Raw genomic sequence first — 14881 nt, 5'->3', positions numbered from 1 at the left:
AGACCCTCTGCCCTGAAGATCGCGCCATGTCCGACCCCCTCGTCCTCATTCCAGCCCGCCTTGCGGCGATGCGCCTGCCGAACAAGCCGCTCGCCGATATCGCGGGCGAGCCCATGATCGTCCATGTGTGGCGCCGGGCCATGGAGGCGGGAATCGGGCCGGTGGCGGTCGCCACCGATGCGCCTGAGATCGCCGACGCCGTAACACGGGCAGGCGGTCAGGCCGTCATGACGCGGGCCGACCATGCTTCCGGCTCCGACCGCATCTTCGAGGCTGTGGAAAAGCTCGACCCGGAGGGGCGGCACGACGTGATCGTGAACGTGCAGGGTGACCTGCCGACCGTCGATCCCCGGGCCATTGCGGCTTCGATCACCCCGCTCCTGGATGCTGAGGTCGATCTGGCGACGCTCGTGGCCGTGATCAAGCGGGAAGAGGAGAAGACCAACCCCAATGTGGTGAAGATGGTGGGGAGCGAGGTTGCCCAGGGCCGTTTCCGGGCGCTCTACTTCACCCGGACGACCGCACCCTACGGGGACGGCCCGCTTTATCATCACATCGGCCTTTACGCCTACCGCCGCAGAGCGCTGCAGCGTTTCGTCAGCTTGAAGCCGTCGTCCCTGGAGCTGCGCGAGAAGCTGGAGCAGTTGCGCGCGCTGGAGGCCGGCATGCGCATCGATGCCGTCGTCGTAGACGACGTGCCGCTGGGCGTCGACACCCCTGACGATCTGGAAAGGGCGCGCGAGATCATTGCGGCCCGGAGGACATCATGAGCAAGCTTATTTCGTTCCAAGGCGAGCTGGGCGCCAATTCCCACACCGCCTGCTCGGAGGCGCGCCCCGACTGGGAGGCTCTGCCATGCCCGACCTTCGAGGATGCTTTTGCCGCCGTGAACGAGGGCCCGGCGAGCCTTGCCATGATCCCGATTGAGAACTCGATCGCGGGCCGTGTGGCCGACATCCATCACCTGCTGCCGACCTCGGGTCTGCACATCGTCGGCGAGCATTTTCTGCCGATCCATTTTCATCTGATGGCCACGCCTGAGGCCAATCTCGGCACTATCAAGGACGTCTACAGCCACGTCCACGCGCTGGGTCAATGCCGCAAGATCATCCGCAAGCTGGGTTTGAAAGCGCACGTGGCCGGCGACACCGCCGGCTCTGCGCGGGAGGTGGCGGAATGGAAGGATCCCACTCGGGCGTCGCTCTCGCCGCGCATGGCGGCCGACATCTACGGTCTGAAGATCCTGGCCGAGAACGTGGAGGACGAGGCGCACAACACAACCCGCTTCGTCATCCTGTCCAAGACGCCGCAATGGGCTCCGCCTGGAAGCGAGCCCACCGTCACGTCCTTCGTGTTCCGCGTCCGCAACCTGCCGGCGGCGCTCTACAAGGCGCTCGGGGGCTTTGCCACCAACGGCATCAACATGACGAAGCTCGAAAGCTACATGCTCGAAGGCGAGTTCCTGGCGACGCAGTTCTACGCCGAGGTGGACGGCCACCCGGAGGACGCCAACCTCAAGCGCGCCCTGGAGGAACTGGAGTTCTTCTCCCGCGAGCTGCGCATCCTCGGCGTCTACACGGCCGATCCGTTCCGGGCGAAGATCAAGGAAGCGGCGGAGTGACGATCCGCATCCGCGATGCCGTCGAGGCTGATGTGGAGGGCATCGCCAGGGCCCACGTTCAGGGCTGGCGCGAGTCCTACAAGAGCTTCCTCACGCCGGAGGCACTCGCGGGCCTCTCCGTCGAAGAGCGAATGAAGATGTGGCAAAGGGCTCTGGCTGAGCCGGAGCCCAGGGCCAGGCTTCTCGTGGCAGAAACGGATGACGGCGAGATCGTCGGTTTCATTCGAGGCGGGCCGATCTGGGGCAAGGGGGCCGACCTGCTCGGGACCGAGGCCGAGATCTTCGCAATGTACCTTCTCGACAAGGTCAAGCGGCAGGGGATCGGCCGCACGCTCATGGCCGGAGTCTTCGACCACCTCGCTGCCCACGGAATCCGCTCAGTCGGCCTGTGGGCCCTGAAGGAGAACCTCGGGGCTCGCCGCTTCTACGAGGCACTCGGCGGACAGCCGGGGCCCGAGCAGTCCTTCGATGTGCGTGGTCAGATGCTCACCGAGGTCGCGTATCGGTTCGAGCTCGCCTCACGGGATTGAACCCGCTTCACCCGCTTGTCACCCTGGTGGCCGCGAGGCCGGGAAGAGGATCCATGGTGCTGTGCTCCAGCGGGAATGACACCCCCACTGCCACCCTCCACGTCATCCCCGGGCTTGTCCCGGGGATCTGTGTCTTCACACACTCTGACCTCATCCTGAGGAGCAGCCGTGAGGCTGCGTCTCGAAGGAGGTTCCAGGGCTCTCTGGACAATCCTTCGAGACGGTCGCTTAAGCGACCTCCTCAGGATGAGGACGGAGGAGAGAGGGGAGCGGTGTAACGTTCTCACTTTGTCCTTGACAGTTCTGCTAAGATCAGCTATATCATTGCACATCCTCGCCCGACGAGGGGCGCGCTCGCGAGGCGTCGCAAGAGTGGGACGGGGAGCGGTCCTGCCGCAGGTCGCGCACGCCTGTGCTCGCGGGTGGCCGATCTGGCATGCCTCCAGGTCCGCTGAAACAAACCGCGCGTGACGAGCAGTTCGGCTCTCACTTCCCACCACACCCATCGAGCCGGGCTGCCCATCGCGCCACCCTCGACTGACCTTCAGGCTCGCAGCTCAGGCTGCGGGCCCGAAGGCGCTGGCTCTTTGACAGCGAACGTCATCCCGGACGGAGCGTCAGCGCAGATCAAGATCGTGCAAACCAGCCGGCCCTGTCATCCCGGGGCGGCATAGCCGAGCCCGGGATCCATCACCGTTGCCAGTGCCGGACTGGTGCAAGATCGCGGTTATGGATCCCCACCTGCGTGGGGATGACAGCGCTGAGGTTTTGGTACTTTATCATGCACCCGATCCCGGATCGGCTCCGCCGTCCGGATGACGCTGTCGAGGGAGAAGCTCTCCTAATCCTTCACCCATTCCCGGATGAGGTGGTTCGCGATCGCGATCGGGGCGGGCGCCAGGAATTCCTCGTGGGTGCCCTCCAGCATGCGCCGGATATCGTCCTTGGTGAACCAGCGGGCGTCCTCCAGCTCCTCGCCGTCGAAGGCGATGTCGTCCGTGAGGGCCTCCCCGATGCAGCCGATCATAATGTTCGACGGAAAGGGCCAGGGCTGGGAGGCGAGGTAGCGCACTGCGCCGACCCGAATGCCGGCCTCCTCGAAGGTTTCCCGGCGCACTGCGTCCTCGATGGTCTCCCCCGGCTCCAAGAAACCGGCGAGGCAGGAGTACATCTTTTCCGGGAAGCGCGGCTGGCGGCCCATGAGGCACTTCCCGCCCCGGGTCACGAGCATGATGACAACCGGATCCGTGCGCGGAAAATGCTGGGCGCTGCAGGCGGCGCAGTCGCGCCGGAAGCCGGCCTGGGCGGGTTGTGTCGGCGCACCGCAATTGGCGCAGAAGCGGTGGCGCCGATGCCAGTCGAGCAGGGATTTCGCCATGGCGAGGAGCCCGAGCTCCTCCGCGGGCACGAGGCCGCGCATGGCGATGGACCGCAGGTCGATTGCGGCGAAGACGGGGTCGTCCTGAAACAGCTCGGCCGCCTCGGGAGCGGCCAGGGTCGCCACCACCGGACGGTCGTTCAGGGTGCCCAGGAACACCTGTTCCTGATGGGCGGGCAGGCGCCCCAGGATCGTGGCGGGCAAGAGACTCGTGCCCGGCTCGCCCGTCTGCAGGATGGGCAGGTCGCCCGCCAGGACGACCAGGGCGGTCCAGGGGTTGGCTATCGCGTTGGCGATCGCCTCCGGGTCCCGCTCCGCGCTGTGCCGGACGAGCGGGTTTGTGATGTAGGCAATGGGTCGGGTCATGGGTCAGGCCGCCGCGAAAAGAGTGGCGGCGCGCTCGATCAGGGCGGAGGCCGCGTGAAGAGGGTAGGGCATCCGGGCGCCGTGCCCCCAGACGGGACCGGGCCAGGCCGGGTCGGAGCGGAAGCGCCCGACCACGTGAACATGAAGCTGCGTCACGATGTTGCCCAGGGCCCCCACATTCACCTTGTCGGGTTTGGAGAGCTCCAGCATGACCTTGGTGGCGATGCGGATCTCCTGCATGAGCTGGCCGGATTGCTCCTCGGACAGGTCCGTCAGTTCGCTTGCCCCCGCGACGCGCGGCACCAGGACGAACCAGGGAAAGCGTGCGTCGTTCAGCAGCAGGACCGAGGAGAGGGCGAGGTCGCCGACCGGGATCGTGTCGGCTTCGAGCCGGGAATCGAGCTGGAATGTCATGGTGCTATGTAACCGAGCCTGCCGCAGCGTGTCAGCATCGCTCCTGTATTATCCCTGTTCCCAGTGTCATCCTCAGGCCAAGCGGAGCGAGGGAAGGGGATCCGCGACTGGGTGCAGCGCCATAGATTCCCTTCCCCTCCGCTTTGCTCCGGCCGGGAATGACACGGGGCGCAGTGGACAGCGGGGATGACCGGAGAGGTGGCCCGTTTCCAACTTGCGTTTCGGGGCCGATGCCCTCATATAGCCGGTGGGAGGTTGGCGAGGGACGTCTCACTCGCCAACCGGGTCAGGTCCGGAAGGAAGCAGCCCTAACGAGACCGAACGGGTCTTCGTCCAGCCTCCCACCTTACAAGTTTCTCCAAAGCCCTGCAGTCGATGGACGATACCACAGCCGGCACGCCCCTGAACGACGAGCCGGCCCTGCCTGGCTTCCCCGCCGCGCCTGCTTCAGCGGCTGCTGCCGCAGCGCCGGCCTCGCCCTACCGCGTTCTTGCCCGCAAATACCGCCCGCGCACCTTCGACGACCTGATCGGCCAGGAGGCGATGGTCCGCACGCTCTCGAACGCCTTCGAGACCGGCCGCATTCCCCAGGCCTGGATGCTCACCGGCGTCCGCGGCGTCGGCAAGACCACCACGGCCCGGATCCTGGCCCGCGGGCTCAACTACCAGAGGCCCGACGGGGCCGGTGCTCCCACCATCCACATGCCGGAACTGGGCGTCCATTGCGAAGCGATCATGGAATCGCGGCACGTGGACGTGCTGGAGATGGACGCGGCGTCGCACACCGGCATCGATGACGTCCGCCAGATCATCGACGGCATCCGCTACTCGCCGGTCTCGGCCCGCTACAAGGTCTATATCATCGACGAGGTCCACATGCTCTCGGAGAAGGCGTTCAACGCCTTCCTGAAGACCCTGGAGGAGCCGCCGCCGCACGCGAAGTTCATCTTCGCCACCACCGAAATCCGGAAAGTGCCCGTCACCATCCTGTCCCGCTGCCAGCGCTTCGATCTGCGCCGCATCGAGGCGGACAAGCTCGTGGCTCACTTAAGCCGCATCTGCGAGGCCGAGGGCGTGCGGGCCGATCCGGAAGCACTCGCGGGGATCGCCCGTGCGGCGGAAGGCTCAGCGCGCGATTCCCTGTCCCTGATGGATCAGGCCATTGCGCACGGTGCCGGCGTGGTCACGCCCGACACGGTGCGCGACATGCTGGGTCTCGCCGACCGCAGCCAGGTCATCGATCTTTTCGAAGCGGTCATGCGCGGCGACGTGCTGGCAGCCTTCGCGGGGCTTCGCTCGCAGTACGATGCCGGCGCGGATCCGGCGGTGGTCCTGTCCGACCTCGCGGCCTTTTCGCACATCGTCACCCGCCTCAAGCTCATTCCCGAAGCCGCCAGGGATCCCGCTCTCTCCGAAATCGAGCGCACCCGCGGCACCGACTTCGCCGGGAAGCTCTCGGTCAGGACCCTGTCGCGAGCCTGGCAGATTCTGCTGAAGGGCATTCCCGAGGTGCAATCTTCAAACCGCCCGATCGCGGCGGCCGAGATGGTGCTCGTGCGCCTCGCCTATGCGGCCGACCTGCCGACGCCGGACGAGGCTCTGCGCGCCCTGAAGGACGGGGCCCCCTTGCCTGCAGGCGGGCCGGCGCCTGCGCCGTCAAGCAGGCCTTCCGGCCCCGCCACGTCGGGCACTATGGCTCTCGCGACGTCTCAAGCCCAGCCGCAGCCGCGCGCTCAGGCGGCACCGGCAGAGCCGACCATGCGCCTGCGGCGCTTCGAGGATGTGGTGGCGCTCGCCGGCGAGAAGCGCGAGATCGTCCTGAAGGCAGCGCTCGAGCGGGACGTGCGACTCGTGCGCTTCGAGGAGGGCCGGATCGAGCTCAGCCTCACCGAGACCGGCAGCCGCACCATCGCCAACGATCTCACCCGCGCCCTCCAGCAATGGACCGGCGAGCGCTGGATGGTGGCGCTCTCCTCCGAGGAGGGCGCTCCGACCCTGCACGAGAAGGCGGTTGCCGCCGAGCGCGAGCGCAAGGAAGGAGCGGCCAATCATCCCCTGGTGCAGGCGGTGCTGTCCAAGTTTCCCGGCGCGCAGATCGTGAACGTCATCGAGCGTTCCGACAAGGCAGGCGAGGATGCGGAGACCGAGATCCTCGGCGAAGAGGATGCGGCGGCTGCGCACGAGACTCAAGAAGACGACGATCTGTTTTAGAACAAGGATGCGGTCATGAAGGACATCATGGGACTGATGAAGCAGGCTCAGGCGATGCAGCAGAAGCTGCAGGATGCCCAGGCCGAGCTCGACACCCTCGAAGTCGACGGCACGGCCGGCGGCGGTGTCGTGACCGTGAAGGTGACCGGCAAGGGCAGCCTGAAGGCGATCAGCATCGATCCCTCGCTCATGAATCCGGACGAGAAGGAGATCCTCGAGGATCTCATCGTGGCTGCCATGAACGACGCCCGCGGCAAGGCGGAGCGCGCCGCCCAGGAGCGCATGGAGAGCATCACCAAGGGCCTGCCGCTGCCTCCCGGCCTCAAGCTGTTCTGAGCATCGCGCTAAGAAGTGGATACCGGTTCTTCGCATCAGAGGATGCGACACAAGCAAAAGAGAACCTGAATGGCCCAGCACGTTGCCGGCCCCGAGATCGAGCGCCTGATCCAGCTGCTGGCCCGCCTGCCAGGGTTAGGTCCCCGCTCGGCGCGGCGCGCGGCGCTTCATCTCATCAAGAAGCGCGAGACGCTGCTCAACCCATTGAGCGATGCCATGCGCATCGCCAACGAGCGCATCGTCGTGTGCACGTCCTGCGGCAATGTCGATACGTCGGATCCCTGCACCGTTTGCCGGGATGCCAAGCGCGACCCCTCGATCCTCGTGGTGGTGGAAGACGTGTCCGACCTCTGGGCGCTCGAACGCTCGGGCGCGGTCAGCGCCAAGTACCACGTGCTCGGCGGCGTGCTCTCGCCGCTCGACGGCGTCCGTCCCGAGCACCTGAACCTGGAGCGCCTCGTTGCCCGTGCCTCGGAGGCGGGCGTCACGGAGGTGATCCTGGCGCTCAACGCCACGGTGGATGGGCAGACTACGGCCCATTACATCACCGAGCTGCTCGCACACCTGCCCCTCAAGGTGACGAAGCTCGCCCATGGCGTGCCGGTCGGCGGTGAGCTCGATTATCTCGACGAGGGCACCCTCTCGGCGGCGATCCGCCAGCGCACGTCTTTCTGATCAGGTCGGTATCTCGAGCCGGAACACCGTGCCGCCATCCGCCGTGAGGCTGAACTGGCCGCCGAGTTGCTGCGCGAAGGACCGGATCAGCTTCATGCCGAGAGACGAGGCGCTTTCGGGCGCGTCCGATACCCCTCTGCCCGTATCGCGCACGACGATTTCGATACGGCCGTCGATCCGTCGCGCCGAGACGAGAATGCTCCCGCCTTCGCCCGGTCCGAAGGCATGCTTGAAGGCATTGGAAATCGCCTCGGTGACAGCGAGCGCCAGGGGAGCGCCGCGGTCGAGGTCGATCATGATCGGTTCGGCCTCGAGGTCGACGGCGATCCCCCGAGCCGCCGCCCCGTAGGTCGCAGACAGCTCATGAACCAGCCGGCCTAGGTAGTCCTGCAGATCGATCGTCCCGCCCGTGTCCTTTCGATACAGAATGTCGTGGATGAGGCCGATGGAGCGCAGGCGGTCCTGCGTTTCCTGAAAGGCAGACTTCACACTCGGATCCGAGAAGCGGCGGGCCTGCATCTGCAGCAGGCTCGATGTGACCTGCAGGTTGTTCTTCACCCGATGATGGATTTCCTGCAGCAGCATGACCTTGTCGGAAAGGGCGGTGCCTAGGCTTTCGTTGGCGCGCTGCAGCTCCTTCTGGGTGGTTTCGGTCTGATGGCTGAGCCTGACGCCGATCCAGGTGAGCCAGCAGAGAGCGACCAGCACCAGCGCTGTGATTCCGGCGCTCCAGTAGAAGCCGGTCGTCCAGGCTGCCAAGGCCGTTGCGACCGGCACGCTGGCCGTGACGGTCACGGGCCAGCGTTCCAGCCGGCGGAAGGAGATGATCCGCTCGATTCCATCGCCCATGTCGTTGGCGCGGTAGGTTCCGCTGCGCTGTCCCTCCATCTCGTTGAAGAGCGCCGTGTGGCTGACGCCCATGTCCGTCTGGTTCGGCGTGAGGCCGGTGCGTGCAATGACGCGCCCATCCCGGCCCCAGAGACCGAGAATGATGTTGTCGTCCTCGATGTCGGGCCGTGAAATCTCCTGCAGGAAGGCCGGACGGAGAGCAATTTGCGCCACGCCGTCGAAATCGCCGTTCAGATCGGGAATGCGGCGGGAATAGGTGTAGAGGATTTCCTTGGTAAGCCGGCCGACGATGGCGCCGCCCACAAAGCTTTCAGCACCGGCTCGATGGGCCTTGAACCAGGACCGGTCCGCAAAGCCCACCGACTCCCCCAACTGCGGGATCGATACCCCAACCACTTTGCCATCCCGGTCGATGATCAGGAACAGATCGCTGGCGGAGGACCTCAGCGTCAATCCGGCGAGGTACTGGCTGGCGTCGGTCGTTTCGCTCAAGGCGCCGACGCCGCCTCTCAGGCGCACATAGGCGATGATGTCATTGAGGAGGAGGTCGCTCGTCTCAAACGTCCGCTTGGCATACTCCTCCATCAGAAGAGCGAGATCCTGCGTTGAAGCCTCGGCGCGATTCAAGGCGCTGCGGTACTCAAGCCACAGGAACGCCCCTCTGATCCCGATCACCGCTACGGCGAACAGGATCGCCGTGGCGTAGAGAACGCTGCGCATATCGCGGACGGGAATCATGCGGCGGGAGCTCAGGTCCGAGGCTGTGGGCGGAACGGGTGCAGACAGGACCCTATTCTAGGCCGTTATGCCGGTCCACAACATAGATCAGGTGACAGGCCGGAGCGCCGTTGCTAATCAGACGGCAACGAAACCCTTGCCCCGAGCTGTTCATGTCCACCACCGACCTCGCCCGAACGATCGACGCCGCCTGGGAGGACCGGGCCAATGTCAGCCCCACCACGACGGGTGCCGTGCGCGAGGCCGTGGAGGAGGCCATGAGCCTGCTCGATTCCGGCAAGGCTCGCGTGGCCGAAAAGGCCGCCGGCGGCGAGTGGCAGGTGCATCAATGGCTCAAGAAGGCCGTGCTGCTCTCCTTCCGCCTCAATGATATGGAGGTCATCGGCGGCGGGCCGGGGGAGGCCACCTGGTGGGACAAGGTGCCGTCCAAGTTCGCCGGCTGGGGCGAGAACCGCTTCCGCGCCGCAGGCTTCCGCGCCGTGCCGAACTGCACCGTGCGCCGCGGCGCCTATATCGCGCCGGGCGTGGTGCTGATGCCGTCCTTCGTCAATCTCGGCGCCTATGTGGACGAGAACACCATGGTGGACACCTGGGCGACGGTGGGCTCCTGCGCCCAGATCGGCAAGAACGTGCACCTCTCCGGCGGCGTCGGCATCGGCGGCGTTCTGGAGCCGCTCCAGGCCAATCCCACCATCATCGAGGACAACTGCTTCATCGGCGCCCGCTCCGAGGTGGTGGAAGGCGTGGTCGTGGGCGAGGGCTCGGTGCTCTCCATGGGCGTGTTTCTGTCCGCCTCCACCAAGATCGTCGACCGCAACACCGGTGAGGTTTTTGTTGGCCGCGTGCCGCCGTACTCGGTCGTCGTGCCCGGCTCTCTTCCCGGCAAGCCCCTGCCGGACGGTAGCCCTGGACCGTCCCTCTACTGCGCCGTCATCGTGAAGCGCGTCGACGCGCAGACACGGGCCAAGACTGGGATCAACGAGTTGTTGCGCGACTGATCCGATGGAACACTCCCCCCTCGCTCTCACCCAGTCCCTCCTGCGCTGCCCCTCCGTGACGCCGGAGGAGGGCGGGGCGCTCGCCTTCATCGAGGGCGTGCTGAAGGAGGTAGGGTTCGAGGTGCACCGGCCGGTCTTCTCCGAGTTCGGCACGCCCGACGTGGAAAACCTCTATGCTCGGTACGGCCAAGGCGGGCCGTATCTGCTCTTCGCCGGCCACACCGACGTGGTTCCGCCGGGCGATGCGACCCGCTGGACCCAGGACCCTTTCAGCGGCGAGATCCATGGCGGCGAACTCTACGGACGCGGCGCGGTCGACATGAAGGGCGGCATCGCCTGCATGATGGCGGCGGCGCTCGACTTCATCCGCGACAACCCGGATTTCAAAGGCTCCATCGGCTTCCTCATCACAGGCGACGAGGAGGGTCCCGCCATCAACGGCACGGTCAAGCTCCTCGAATGGGCGAAGGGCCGGGGCGAGCGGTTCGATCACTGCATCCTGGGCGAGCCCACCAACCCCAACCAGCTCGGCGACATGATCAAGATCGGCCGGCGCGGGTCGCTCACGGGCCGTGTCGTCGTCGAGGGCAAGCAGGGACACGTGGCCTATCCTCACTTGGCGGATAACCCGATCCCCGGCATGCTGCGCCTGCTCTCAGGGCTTCTGAGCGAGCCGCTCGATCATGGCACGGAGCATTTCGACGCCTCGAACCTGGAGGTCACCACGGTCGACGTGGCCAATCCGGCCTCCAACGTCATCCCGGCCGAGGCGCGGGCGACTTTCAATATCCGCTTCAACGATCTCTGGACGCCCCAAAGCCTGGAGGAGGAGATCGACCGCCGCCTGCGCGAGGCCGCCGGCAACACGGTACGCTTCCGCCTCACGATGGACCCCACCAATGCGGTCGCCTTCCTGACGCCGCCGAACGCCTTCGTGGGCTTCATCGCCGATGCCATCAAGGCCGAGACCGGATTTCAGCCGAAGCTGTCCACCACGGGCGGCACGTCGGACGCTCGCTTCATTGTGAAGGAATGCCCGGTGGTGGAGTTCGGTCTCGTGGGACAGACCATGCACCAGATCGACGAGCGGGTGCCGGTTGCCGATTTGATTCGTCTGACAGGGATTTACCGCAAGGTGCTGGACGCTTACTTCGCCGCTGCCTCCTGAAAGACGAAGCCTGACTATTTAGACTAAAGTCGGAAAATGGGCGGAACGTTTGACAAGGCCCATCCATTTTCGTGAGCAAGCGTCTTCCACATTGAGGCTGCTCATGATCGTCACGGCGGATGAGGTCAATCGGTCGTTCCGGGGAACCCTGGACCTGCTCAACAGCAGGGCGGAGGGGCTGAAGGCCTTCGACATGAGCGAGCGTGGCTTCTGGCACTCCTTCGCGGCCCTGTGGCTGACCCTTCCGGCCTACATCGTGTCCCTGGCCTTCGAGCGCCTGCGTCTCGGCCTGCTCCAGCCCGACCGGCCGCTGCTGGACAATGTCTGGCTCGATCTCGTCGTAGCCTTCGGCCATGTGGCGGGCTTCCTTGCGCCTCCGGTCGCCATGATCTGGATCGCCCGCTGGCTCCGGCTCGAGAAGGCCTATGTGCCGTTCGTGATCGTCACGAACTGGATCTCCGTCATCGGCATGATGGTGCTCTCGGTGCCGGCCATGCTCATGCTGCTGGGCTGGGCGCCGCCCGGTCTCGCCAGCCTCTTCAGCCTGGCGTTTGCGGTCATCATCGTCCGGCTGCAATGGTTCGCCACCAAGTCGACCCTGGGCCTCGCGAGCCTGCCGGCGCTGGGCATCGTCGTGCTCGGCATCGTTCTCAATGCCTTCATCGGCACCGCGATGCGGGGCCTCCTAGGCTAGCTCGGGATAATCGACGCCGATCAGGTAGAGGCCCGTCGGCGGAGCCATGGGTCCGCAGCGCTTGCGGTCCTGCGCCTCCAAGGCCGCCCGCACATCCTCCACCAACCAGCGCCCGGCGCCGGCCCGCTCCAGGGTTCCGGTCATCGAGCGCACCTGATGGTGCAGGAACGAGCGGGCGGAGGCATGGATGCGGATCTCGTCGCCGATCCGCTCCACGTCGAGACGGTCGAGGGTGCGGATCGGGCTGTTGGCCTGGCATTCGGCGGCCCGGAACGTGGTGAAGTCGTGCCGCCCGATCAGCGTCTGCGCAGCCTCGTGCATGACATCCGCATCGAGCTTCCATGCCACGTGCCAGACCCGGCTCGCCTCGAGGGCCGGCGGCGCGCGCCGGTTGAGGATGCGGTAGACGTAATGGCGCTTCACAGCGGACAGGCGGGCATTGAACGTCTCGGGCACGGTCTGTGCCGAGATGATCGCAACGGGTGCAGGCCTCAGGTGGGAATTGGTGGCATCACGCACCGTATCCGGCCGCCATTCCTTTTCCAGGTCCACGTGCACGACCTGATGGGTGGCATGCACACCCGAGTCAGTGCGCCCGGCGCAGTGGATGCGCACCGGCGCGCCGGCGAAGCGCGCGATGGCATCCTCCACCGCCTGCTGCACGGAAAGGCCGTTCGCCTGATGCTGCCAACCGGTGAACGGCGTGCCGTCGTATTCGACGACAAGCTTGTAGCGAGGCATGTCTAGTTCAGTTCTGCAAAGGCCCGGGCATAGGAGACCGGGCCATGGGCGCCTTTCCCATGGTCGGAAAGCGCAAGGGCCTGAAGATAAGGCCCGTCATAGGGTGTTTTCAGCCTTTCCGCCAGCTTCGCGTCGAAGCCGAAGCGCCCATAGTAGTGCGGTTCGCCGAGAACGACGACCAGATCGTAGCTATCATTCCTGAGCCGCTCCAGGCTGTGCCGCACAAGCTGTGCCCCGATGCCCTGCTGGCGAAAGGCAGGGACCACCGCCAGCGGCGCCAGAACGCAGGCCTTGATGGTAGGAGCCTCGAGCAGCCTCAGATGGGAATAGGCGATGTGCCCTGCCGGTTGATCGTTATAGGCCATCAGGGAAAGGAGAAGGTCTCCGTCATTGTGCATAATCCGCACGATATCGGCTTCCGCCGATTGTCCGAAGGCCGCGACATAGATCGCATAGATCGCCTGCCAGTCTGCGGATTCCTTCAGACGGATCGTCATAGGCGGCCTCACCCAAGGCGGGCGCCCGGACCAAGCCTCACGCCGCGCAGAAATTCCTCAAAAGCCACCGGGCCCTTGCCGGCTCGTTGAACCAGTATGGGACGGATGGCCCCCTCGCCACAGGATATTATACCATTATTGTCCAGAATTGTCCCTGGGGAACCTGAGCCTTTTCCTAAGGTGGCGCGCAATACCTTCACCCGCTCCTGCCCCTTGCCGAAATCGGCGGTGAAGTAGGCTCCCGGGAAGGGGGACAGGCCGCGGATGTGATCGTGCACCGCCTGCGCCTGCCTCGACCAGTCGATCAGGGCATCCTCGTTCTTGATCTTGTGGGCGTATGTGACGCCCTCCTCCGGTTGGGGCGTGAAGCTCAAGCCGCCGCGCGAGAGGGCGGCGAGGGACCGCACCATCAGGTCGGCGCCGAGCACCATCAGCTTGTCGTGCAATTCGCCTGCGTTCATATCAGGCGCGATCGCCACCTTCTCGACCATGGCAACAGGGCCTGTATCCAAGCCCTCCTCCATCTTCATGACGGCTATACCGGTTTCCCTGTCGCCGGCCATGATCGCACGCTGGATCGGTGCCGCGCCGCGCCAGCGGGGAAGCAGGGAGGCGTGAAGGTTGAGGCAGCCGAGTTCCGGCGCCTCGAGAATGGCCTTCGGCAGCAGCATCCCATAGGCCACCACCACCGCCACATCCGCGTCATGGCTGCGGAAAATCTCCGCGGCCTCATCCGTGCGCAGGGTTTTCGGCGTCAGCACGGGCAGGCCGAACCGGTCGGCCATCTTGTGAACGGGGGAGGGTTTCAGCTCCATGCCCCGGCCTGCGGCCGCAGGCGGGCGGGTGTAGACGGCCACCACGTCATGACCCTGTCCGACGATCTCAGACAGGGTGGGGACCGCGAAATCGGGGGTGCCCATGAAGACGACGCGCAGACTCATGCGCCGGCCTCGCGCTTGGCTGCCTTCTTGAACTTGGTCATGACCCGGTCGCGCTTCAGCTTCGACAGATAGTCGATGAACAGAACCCCGTTCAGGTGGTCGATCTCGTGCTGGACGCAGGTTGCCAGAAGGCCGTCGGCGTCCTGCTCGACGGTTTCGCCCTGCAGGGTCATGTAGCGGAAGCGCACCCGGTCCGGCCGCTCGACCTCCTCGTAATATTCGGGGATCGAGAGACAGCCTTCCTCGTAAACCCTCTTCTCCTCCGAGGACCAGAGGATCTCGGGGTTGATGAGCACCATCGGCTGATGCTCCTCCTCCGACTTCGACACGTCCATGGTCACCATGCGGACCGGCACGCCGATCTGAATGGCCGCGAGGCCGACGCCAGGGGCGTCGTACATGGTTTCCAGCATGTCGTCCGCAAGCCGGCGGATCTCGCCCGTGATTTCCTTAACGGGCTCGGAAACCAGGCGGAGCTTGGAATCGGGGATGATGACGAGAGGTCTGATGGTCATGATCGCGGGAGATAAGCGCTTGGGTCAGGATGGTCAAATCGTTCGTCTCAGGCATCGGACCCAAAAGTGGGTCCACTTTTGGGGCTGATCCGATGCTTATCATTCATAAGTGCCTCGTGGGGAAAAAGAGAGGCCCACCTTCTTCCCCAAAACACTTTTTTTTTATTGCTCCCCCCACCCGAACCCTTACCCCCCCTAAAAACACCCTC

The 14881-nt window shown here is 65.3% G+C and carries 16 protein-coding genes and 1 other RNA gene; 10 read left to right on the top strand and 7 right to left on the bottom strand.

Annotation, left to right across the window (positions count from 1 at the left end; all coding sequences use genetic code 11):
- The first annotated feature begins 26 nt into the window (after positions 1-26).
- The 3 genes from AC0QTX_RS07050 to AC0QTX_RS07040 are packed head-to-tail and all read left to right on the top strand — an operon-like array spanning position 27 to position 2151.
- Positions 27-770 carry a 3-deoxy-manno-octulosonate cytidylyltransferase gene (locus tag AC0QTX_RS07050; RefSeq protein ID WP_474603120.1) on the top strand — a complete coding sequence of 248 codons (744 nt, stop codon included), beginning with the start codon at positions 27-29 and terminating at the stop codon, positions 768-770.
- Complete coding sequence (locus AC0QTX_RS07045; RefSeq protein WP_474603119.1) at positions 767-1621, top strand: prephenate dehydratase; 855 nt, start codon at positions 767-769, stop codon at positions 1619-1621. The genes AC0QTX_RS07050 and AC0QTX_RS07045 overlap by 4 nt, the downstream gene beginning before the upstream one ends.
- Positions 1618-2151: an N-acetyltransferase family protein gene (locus tag AC0QTX_RS07040; protein ID WP_474603118.1), complete on the top strand. Its 534-nt coding sequence runs from the start codon at positions 1618-1620 to the stop codon at positions 2149-2151. The genes AC0QTX_RS07045 and AC0QTX_RS07040 overlap by 4 nt, the downstream gene beginning before the upstream one ends.
- Before the next feature lie 841 nt (positions 2152-2992).
- Here the strand turns inward: AC0QTX_RS07040 and nudC are convergent.
- Positions 2993-3895, bottom strand: coding sequence for an NAD(+) diphosphatase (gene nudC, locus AC0QTX_RS07035; RefSeq protein WP_474603117.1), 903 nt, complete (start codon positions 3893-3895; stop codon positions 2993-2995).
- Between the two features lie 3 nt (positions 3896-3898).
- Positions 3899-4309 (bottom strand): HIT domain-containing protein, encoded by a 411-nt coding sequence (locus AC0QTX_RS07030; protein WP_474603116.1) that lies wholly within the window; start codon positions 4307-4309, stop codon positions 3899-3901.
- A 249-nt stretch (positions 4310-4558) separates the two neighbouring features.
- Between AC0QTX_RS07030 and ffs the strand changes: the two genes are divergently transcribed.
- The 4 genes from ffs (at position 4559) to recR (ending at position 7531) form a co-directional block, all read left to right on the top strand.
- An RNA gene (gene ffs, locus AC0QTX_RS07025) (signal recognition particle sRNA small type) lies at positions 4559-4655 on the top strand.
- Positions 4656-4684: 29 nt separating this feature from the next.
- Positions 4685-6520, top strand: a complete 1836-nt coding sequence (locus AC0QTX_RS07020; RefSeq protein WP_474603115.1) for a DNA polymerase III subunit gamma/tau — start codon at positions 4685-4687, stop codon at positions 6518-6520.
- Positions 6521-6535: 15 nt separating this feature from the next.
- On the top strand, positions 6536-6856 hold the full coding sequence (locus tag AC0QTX_RS07015; protein WP_474603114.1) for a YbaB/EbfC family nucleoid-associated protein: 321 nt from the start codon (positions 6536-6538) through the stop codon (positions 6854-6856).
- A 69-nt stretch (positions 6857-6925) separates the two neighbouring features.
- On the top strand, positions 6926-7531 hold the full coding sequence (gene recR / locus AC0QTX_RS07010; RefSeq protein WP_474603113.1) for a recombination mediator RecR: 606 nt from the start codon (positions 6926-6928) through the stop codon (positions 7529-7531).
- Here recR and AC0QTX_RS07005 read toward each other — a convergent pair whose 3' ends face one another.
- Positions 7532-9118, bottom strand: a complete 1587-nt coding sequence (locus AC0QTX_RS07005) for a sensor histidine kinase (RefSeq protein ID WP_474603112.1) — start codon at positions 9116-9118, stop codon at positions 7532-7534.
- 152 nt (positions 9119-9270) lie between these two features.
- Between AC0QTX_RS07005 and dapD the strand changes: the two genes are divergently transcribed.
- The 3 genes from dapD (at position 9271) to AC0QTX_RS06990 (ending at position 11978) form a co-directional block, all read left to right on the top strand.
- On the top strand, positions 9271-10116 hold the full coding sequence (gene dapD / locus AC0QTX_RS07000; RefSeq protein WP_474603111.1) for a 2,3,4,5-tetrahydropyridine-2,6-dicarboxylate N-succinyltransferase: 846 nt from the start codon (positions 9271-9273) through the stop codon (positions 10114-10116).
- Between the two features lie 4 nt (positions 10117-10120).
- Entirely contained in the window at positions 10121-11284 is a 1164-nt protein-coding gene (gene dapE / locus AC0QTX_RS06995) for a succinyl-diaminopimelate desuccinylase (protein WP_474603110.1), read from the top strand.
- A 103-nt stretch (positions 11285-11387) separates the two neighbouring features.
- Positions 11388-11978: a hypothetical protein gene (locus AC0QTX_RS06990; protein WP_474603109.1), complete on the top strand. Its 591-nt coding sequence runs from the start codon at positions 11388-11390 to the stop codon at positions 11976-11978.
- Here AC0QTX_RS06990 and truA read toward each other — a convergent pair.
- The 4 genes from truA to def are packed head-to-tail and all read right to left on the bottom strand — an operon-like array spanning position 11970 to position 14672.
- A complete protein-coding gene (truA, locus tag AC0QTX_RS06985; protein WP_474603108.1) occupies positions 11970-12719 on the bottom strand; it encodes a tRNA pseudouridine(38-40) synthase TruA in 750 nt (249 codons plus the stop codon). The two genes, AC0QTX_RS06990 and truA, sit on opposite strands and share 9 nt — an antisense overlap.
- Positions 12720-12721: 2 nt before the next feature.
- Positions 12722-13216 carry a GNAT family N-acetyltransferase gene (locus AC0QTX_RS06980; protein WP_474603107.1) on the bottom strand — a complete coding sequence of 165 codons (495 nt, stop codon included), beginning with the start codon at positions 13214-13216 and terminating at the stop codon, positions 12722-12724.
- A gap of 8 nt (positions 13217-13224) precedes the next feature.
- Complete coding sequence (gene fmt / locus AC0QTX_RS06975) at positions 13225-14157, bottom strand: methionyl-tRNA formyltransferase (protein WP_474603106.1); 933 nt, start codon at positions 14155-14157, stop codon at positions 13225-13227.
- On the bottom strand, positions 14154-14672 hold the full coding sequence (def, locus tag AC0QTX_RS06970; RefSeq protein ID WP_474603105.1) for a peptide deformylase: 519 nt from the start codon (positions 14670-14672) through the stop codon (positions 14154-14156). Before def ends, fmt begins: the two co-directional genes overlap by 4 nt.
- Positions 14673-14881: the final 209 nt, after the last annotated feature.

The organism is Microvirga sp. jy35, assembly GCF_056148915.1.
Note: the sequence above shows the minus strand (reverse complement) of the source record. Positions and strands in the feature narration are given on the sequence as shown.

Excerpts from the sequence above, each read along its gene's own strand:
- AC0QTX_RS07050 (WP_474603120.1), top strand. The coding sequence starts at position 27 with ATGTCCGACCCCCTCGTCCTCATTCCAGCCCGCCTTGCGGCGATGCGC.
- AC0QTX_RS07045 (WP_474603119.1), top strand. The coding sequence starts at position 767 with ATGAGCAAGCTTATTTCGTTCCAAGGCGAGCTGGGCGCCAATTCCCAC.
- nudC (WP_474603117.1), bottom strand. The coding sequence starts at position 3,895 with ATGACCCGACCCATTGCCTACATCACAAACCCGCTCGTCCGGCACAGC.
- AC0QTX_RS07030 (WP_474603116.1), bottom strand. The coding sequence starts at position 4,309 with ATGACATTCCAGCTCGATTCCCGGCTCGAAGCCGACACGATCCCGGTC.
- AC0QTX_RS07020 (WP_474603115.1), top strand. The coding sequence starts at position 4,685 with ATGGACGATACCACAGCCGGCACGCCCCTGAACGACGAGCCGGCCCTG.
- AC0QTX_RS07015 (WP_474603114.1), top strand. The coding sequence starts at position 6,536 with ATGAAGGACATCATGGGACTGATGAAGCAGGCTCAGGCGATGCAGCAG.
- recR (WP_474603113.1), top strand. The coding sequence starts at position 6,926 with ATGGCCCAGCACGTTGCCGGCCCCGAGATCGAGCGCCTGATCCAGCTG.
- AC0QTX_RS07005 (WP_474603112.1), bottom strand. The coding sequence starts at position 9,118 with ATGATTCCCGTCCGCGATATGCGCAGCGTTCTCTACGCCACGGCGATC.
- dapD (WP_474603111.1), top strand. The coding sequence starts at position 9,271 with ATGTCCACCACCGACCTCGCCCGAACGATCGACGCCGCCTGGGAGGAC.
- dapE (WP_474603110.1), top strand. The coding sequence starts at position 10,121 with ATGGAACACTCCCCCCTCGCTCTCACCCAGTCCCTCCTGCGCTGCCCC.
- AC0QTX_RS06990 (WP_474603109.1), top strand. The coding sequence starts at position 11,388 with ATGATCGTCACGGCGGATGAGGTCAATCGGTCGTTCCGGGGAACCCTG.
- truA (WP_474603108.1), bottom strand. The coding sequence starts at position 12,719 with ATGCCTCGCTACAAGCTTGTCGTCGAATACGACGGCACGCCGTTCACC.
- AC0QTX_RS06980 (WP_474603107.1), bottom strand. The coding sequence starts at position 13,216 with ATGACGATCCGTCTGAAGGAATCCGCAGACTGGCAGGCGATCTATGCG.
- fmt (WP_474603106.1), bottom strand. The coding sequence starts at position 14,157 with ATGAGTCTGCGCGTCGTCTTCATGGGCACCCCCGATTTCGCGGTCCCC.
- def (WP_474603105.1), bottom strand. The coding sequence starts at position 14,672 with ATGACCATCAGACCTCTCGTCATCATCCCCGATTCCAAGCTCCGCCTG.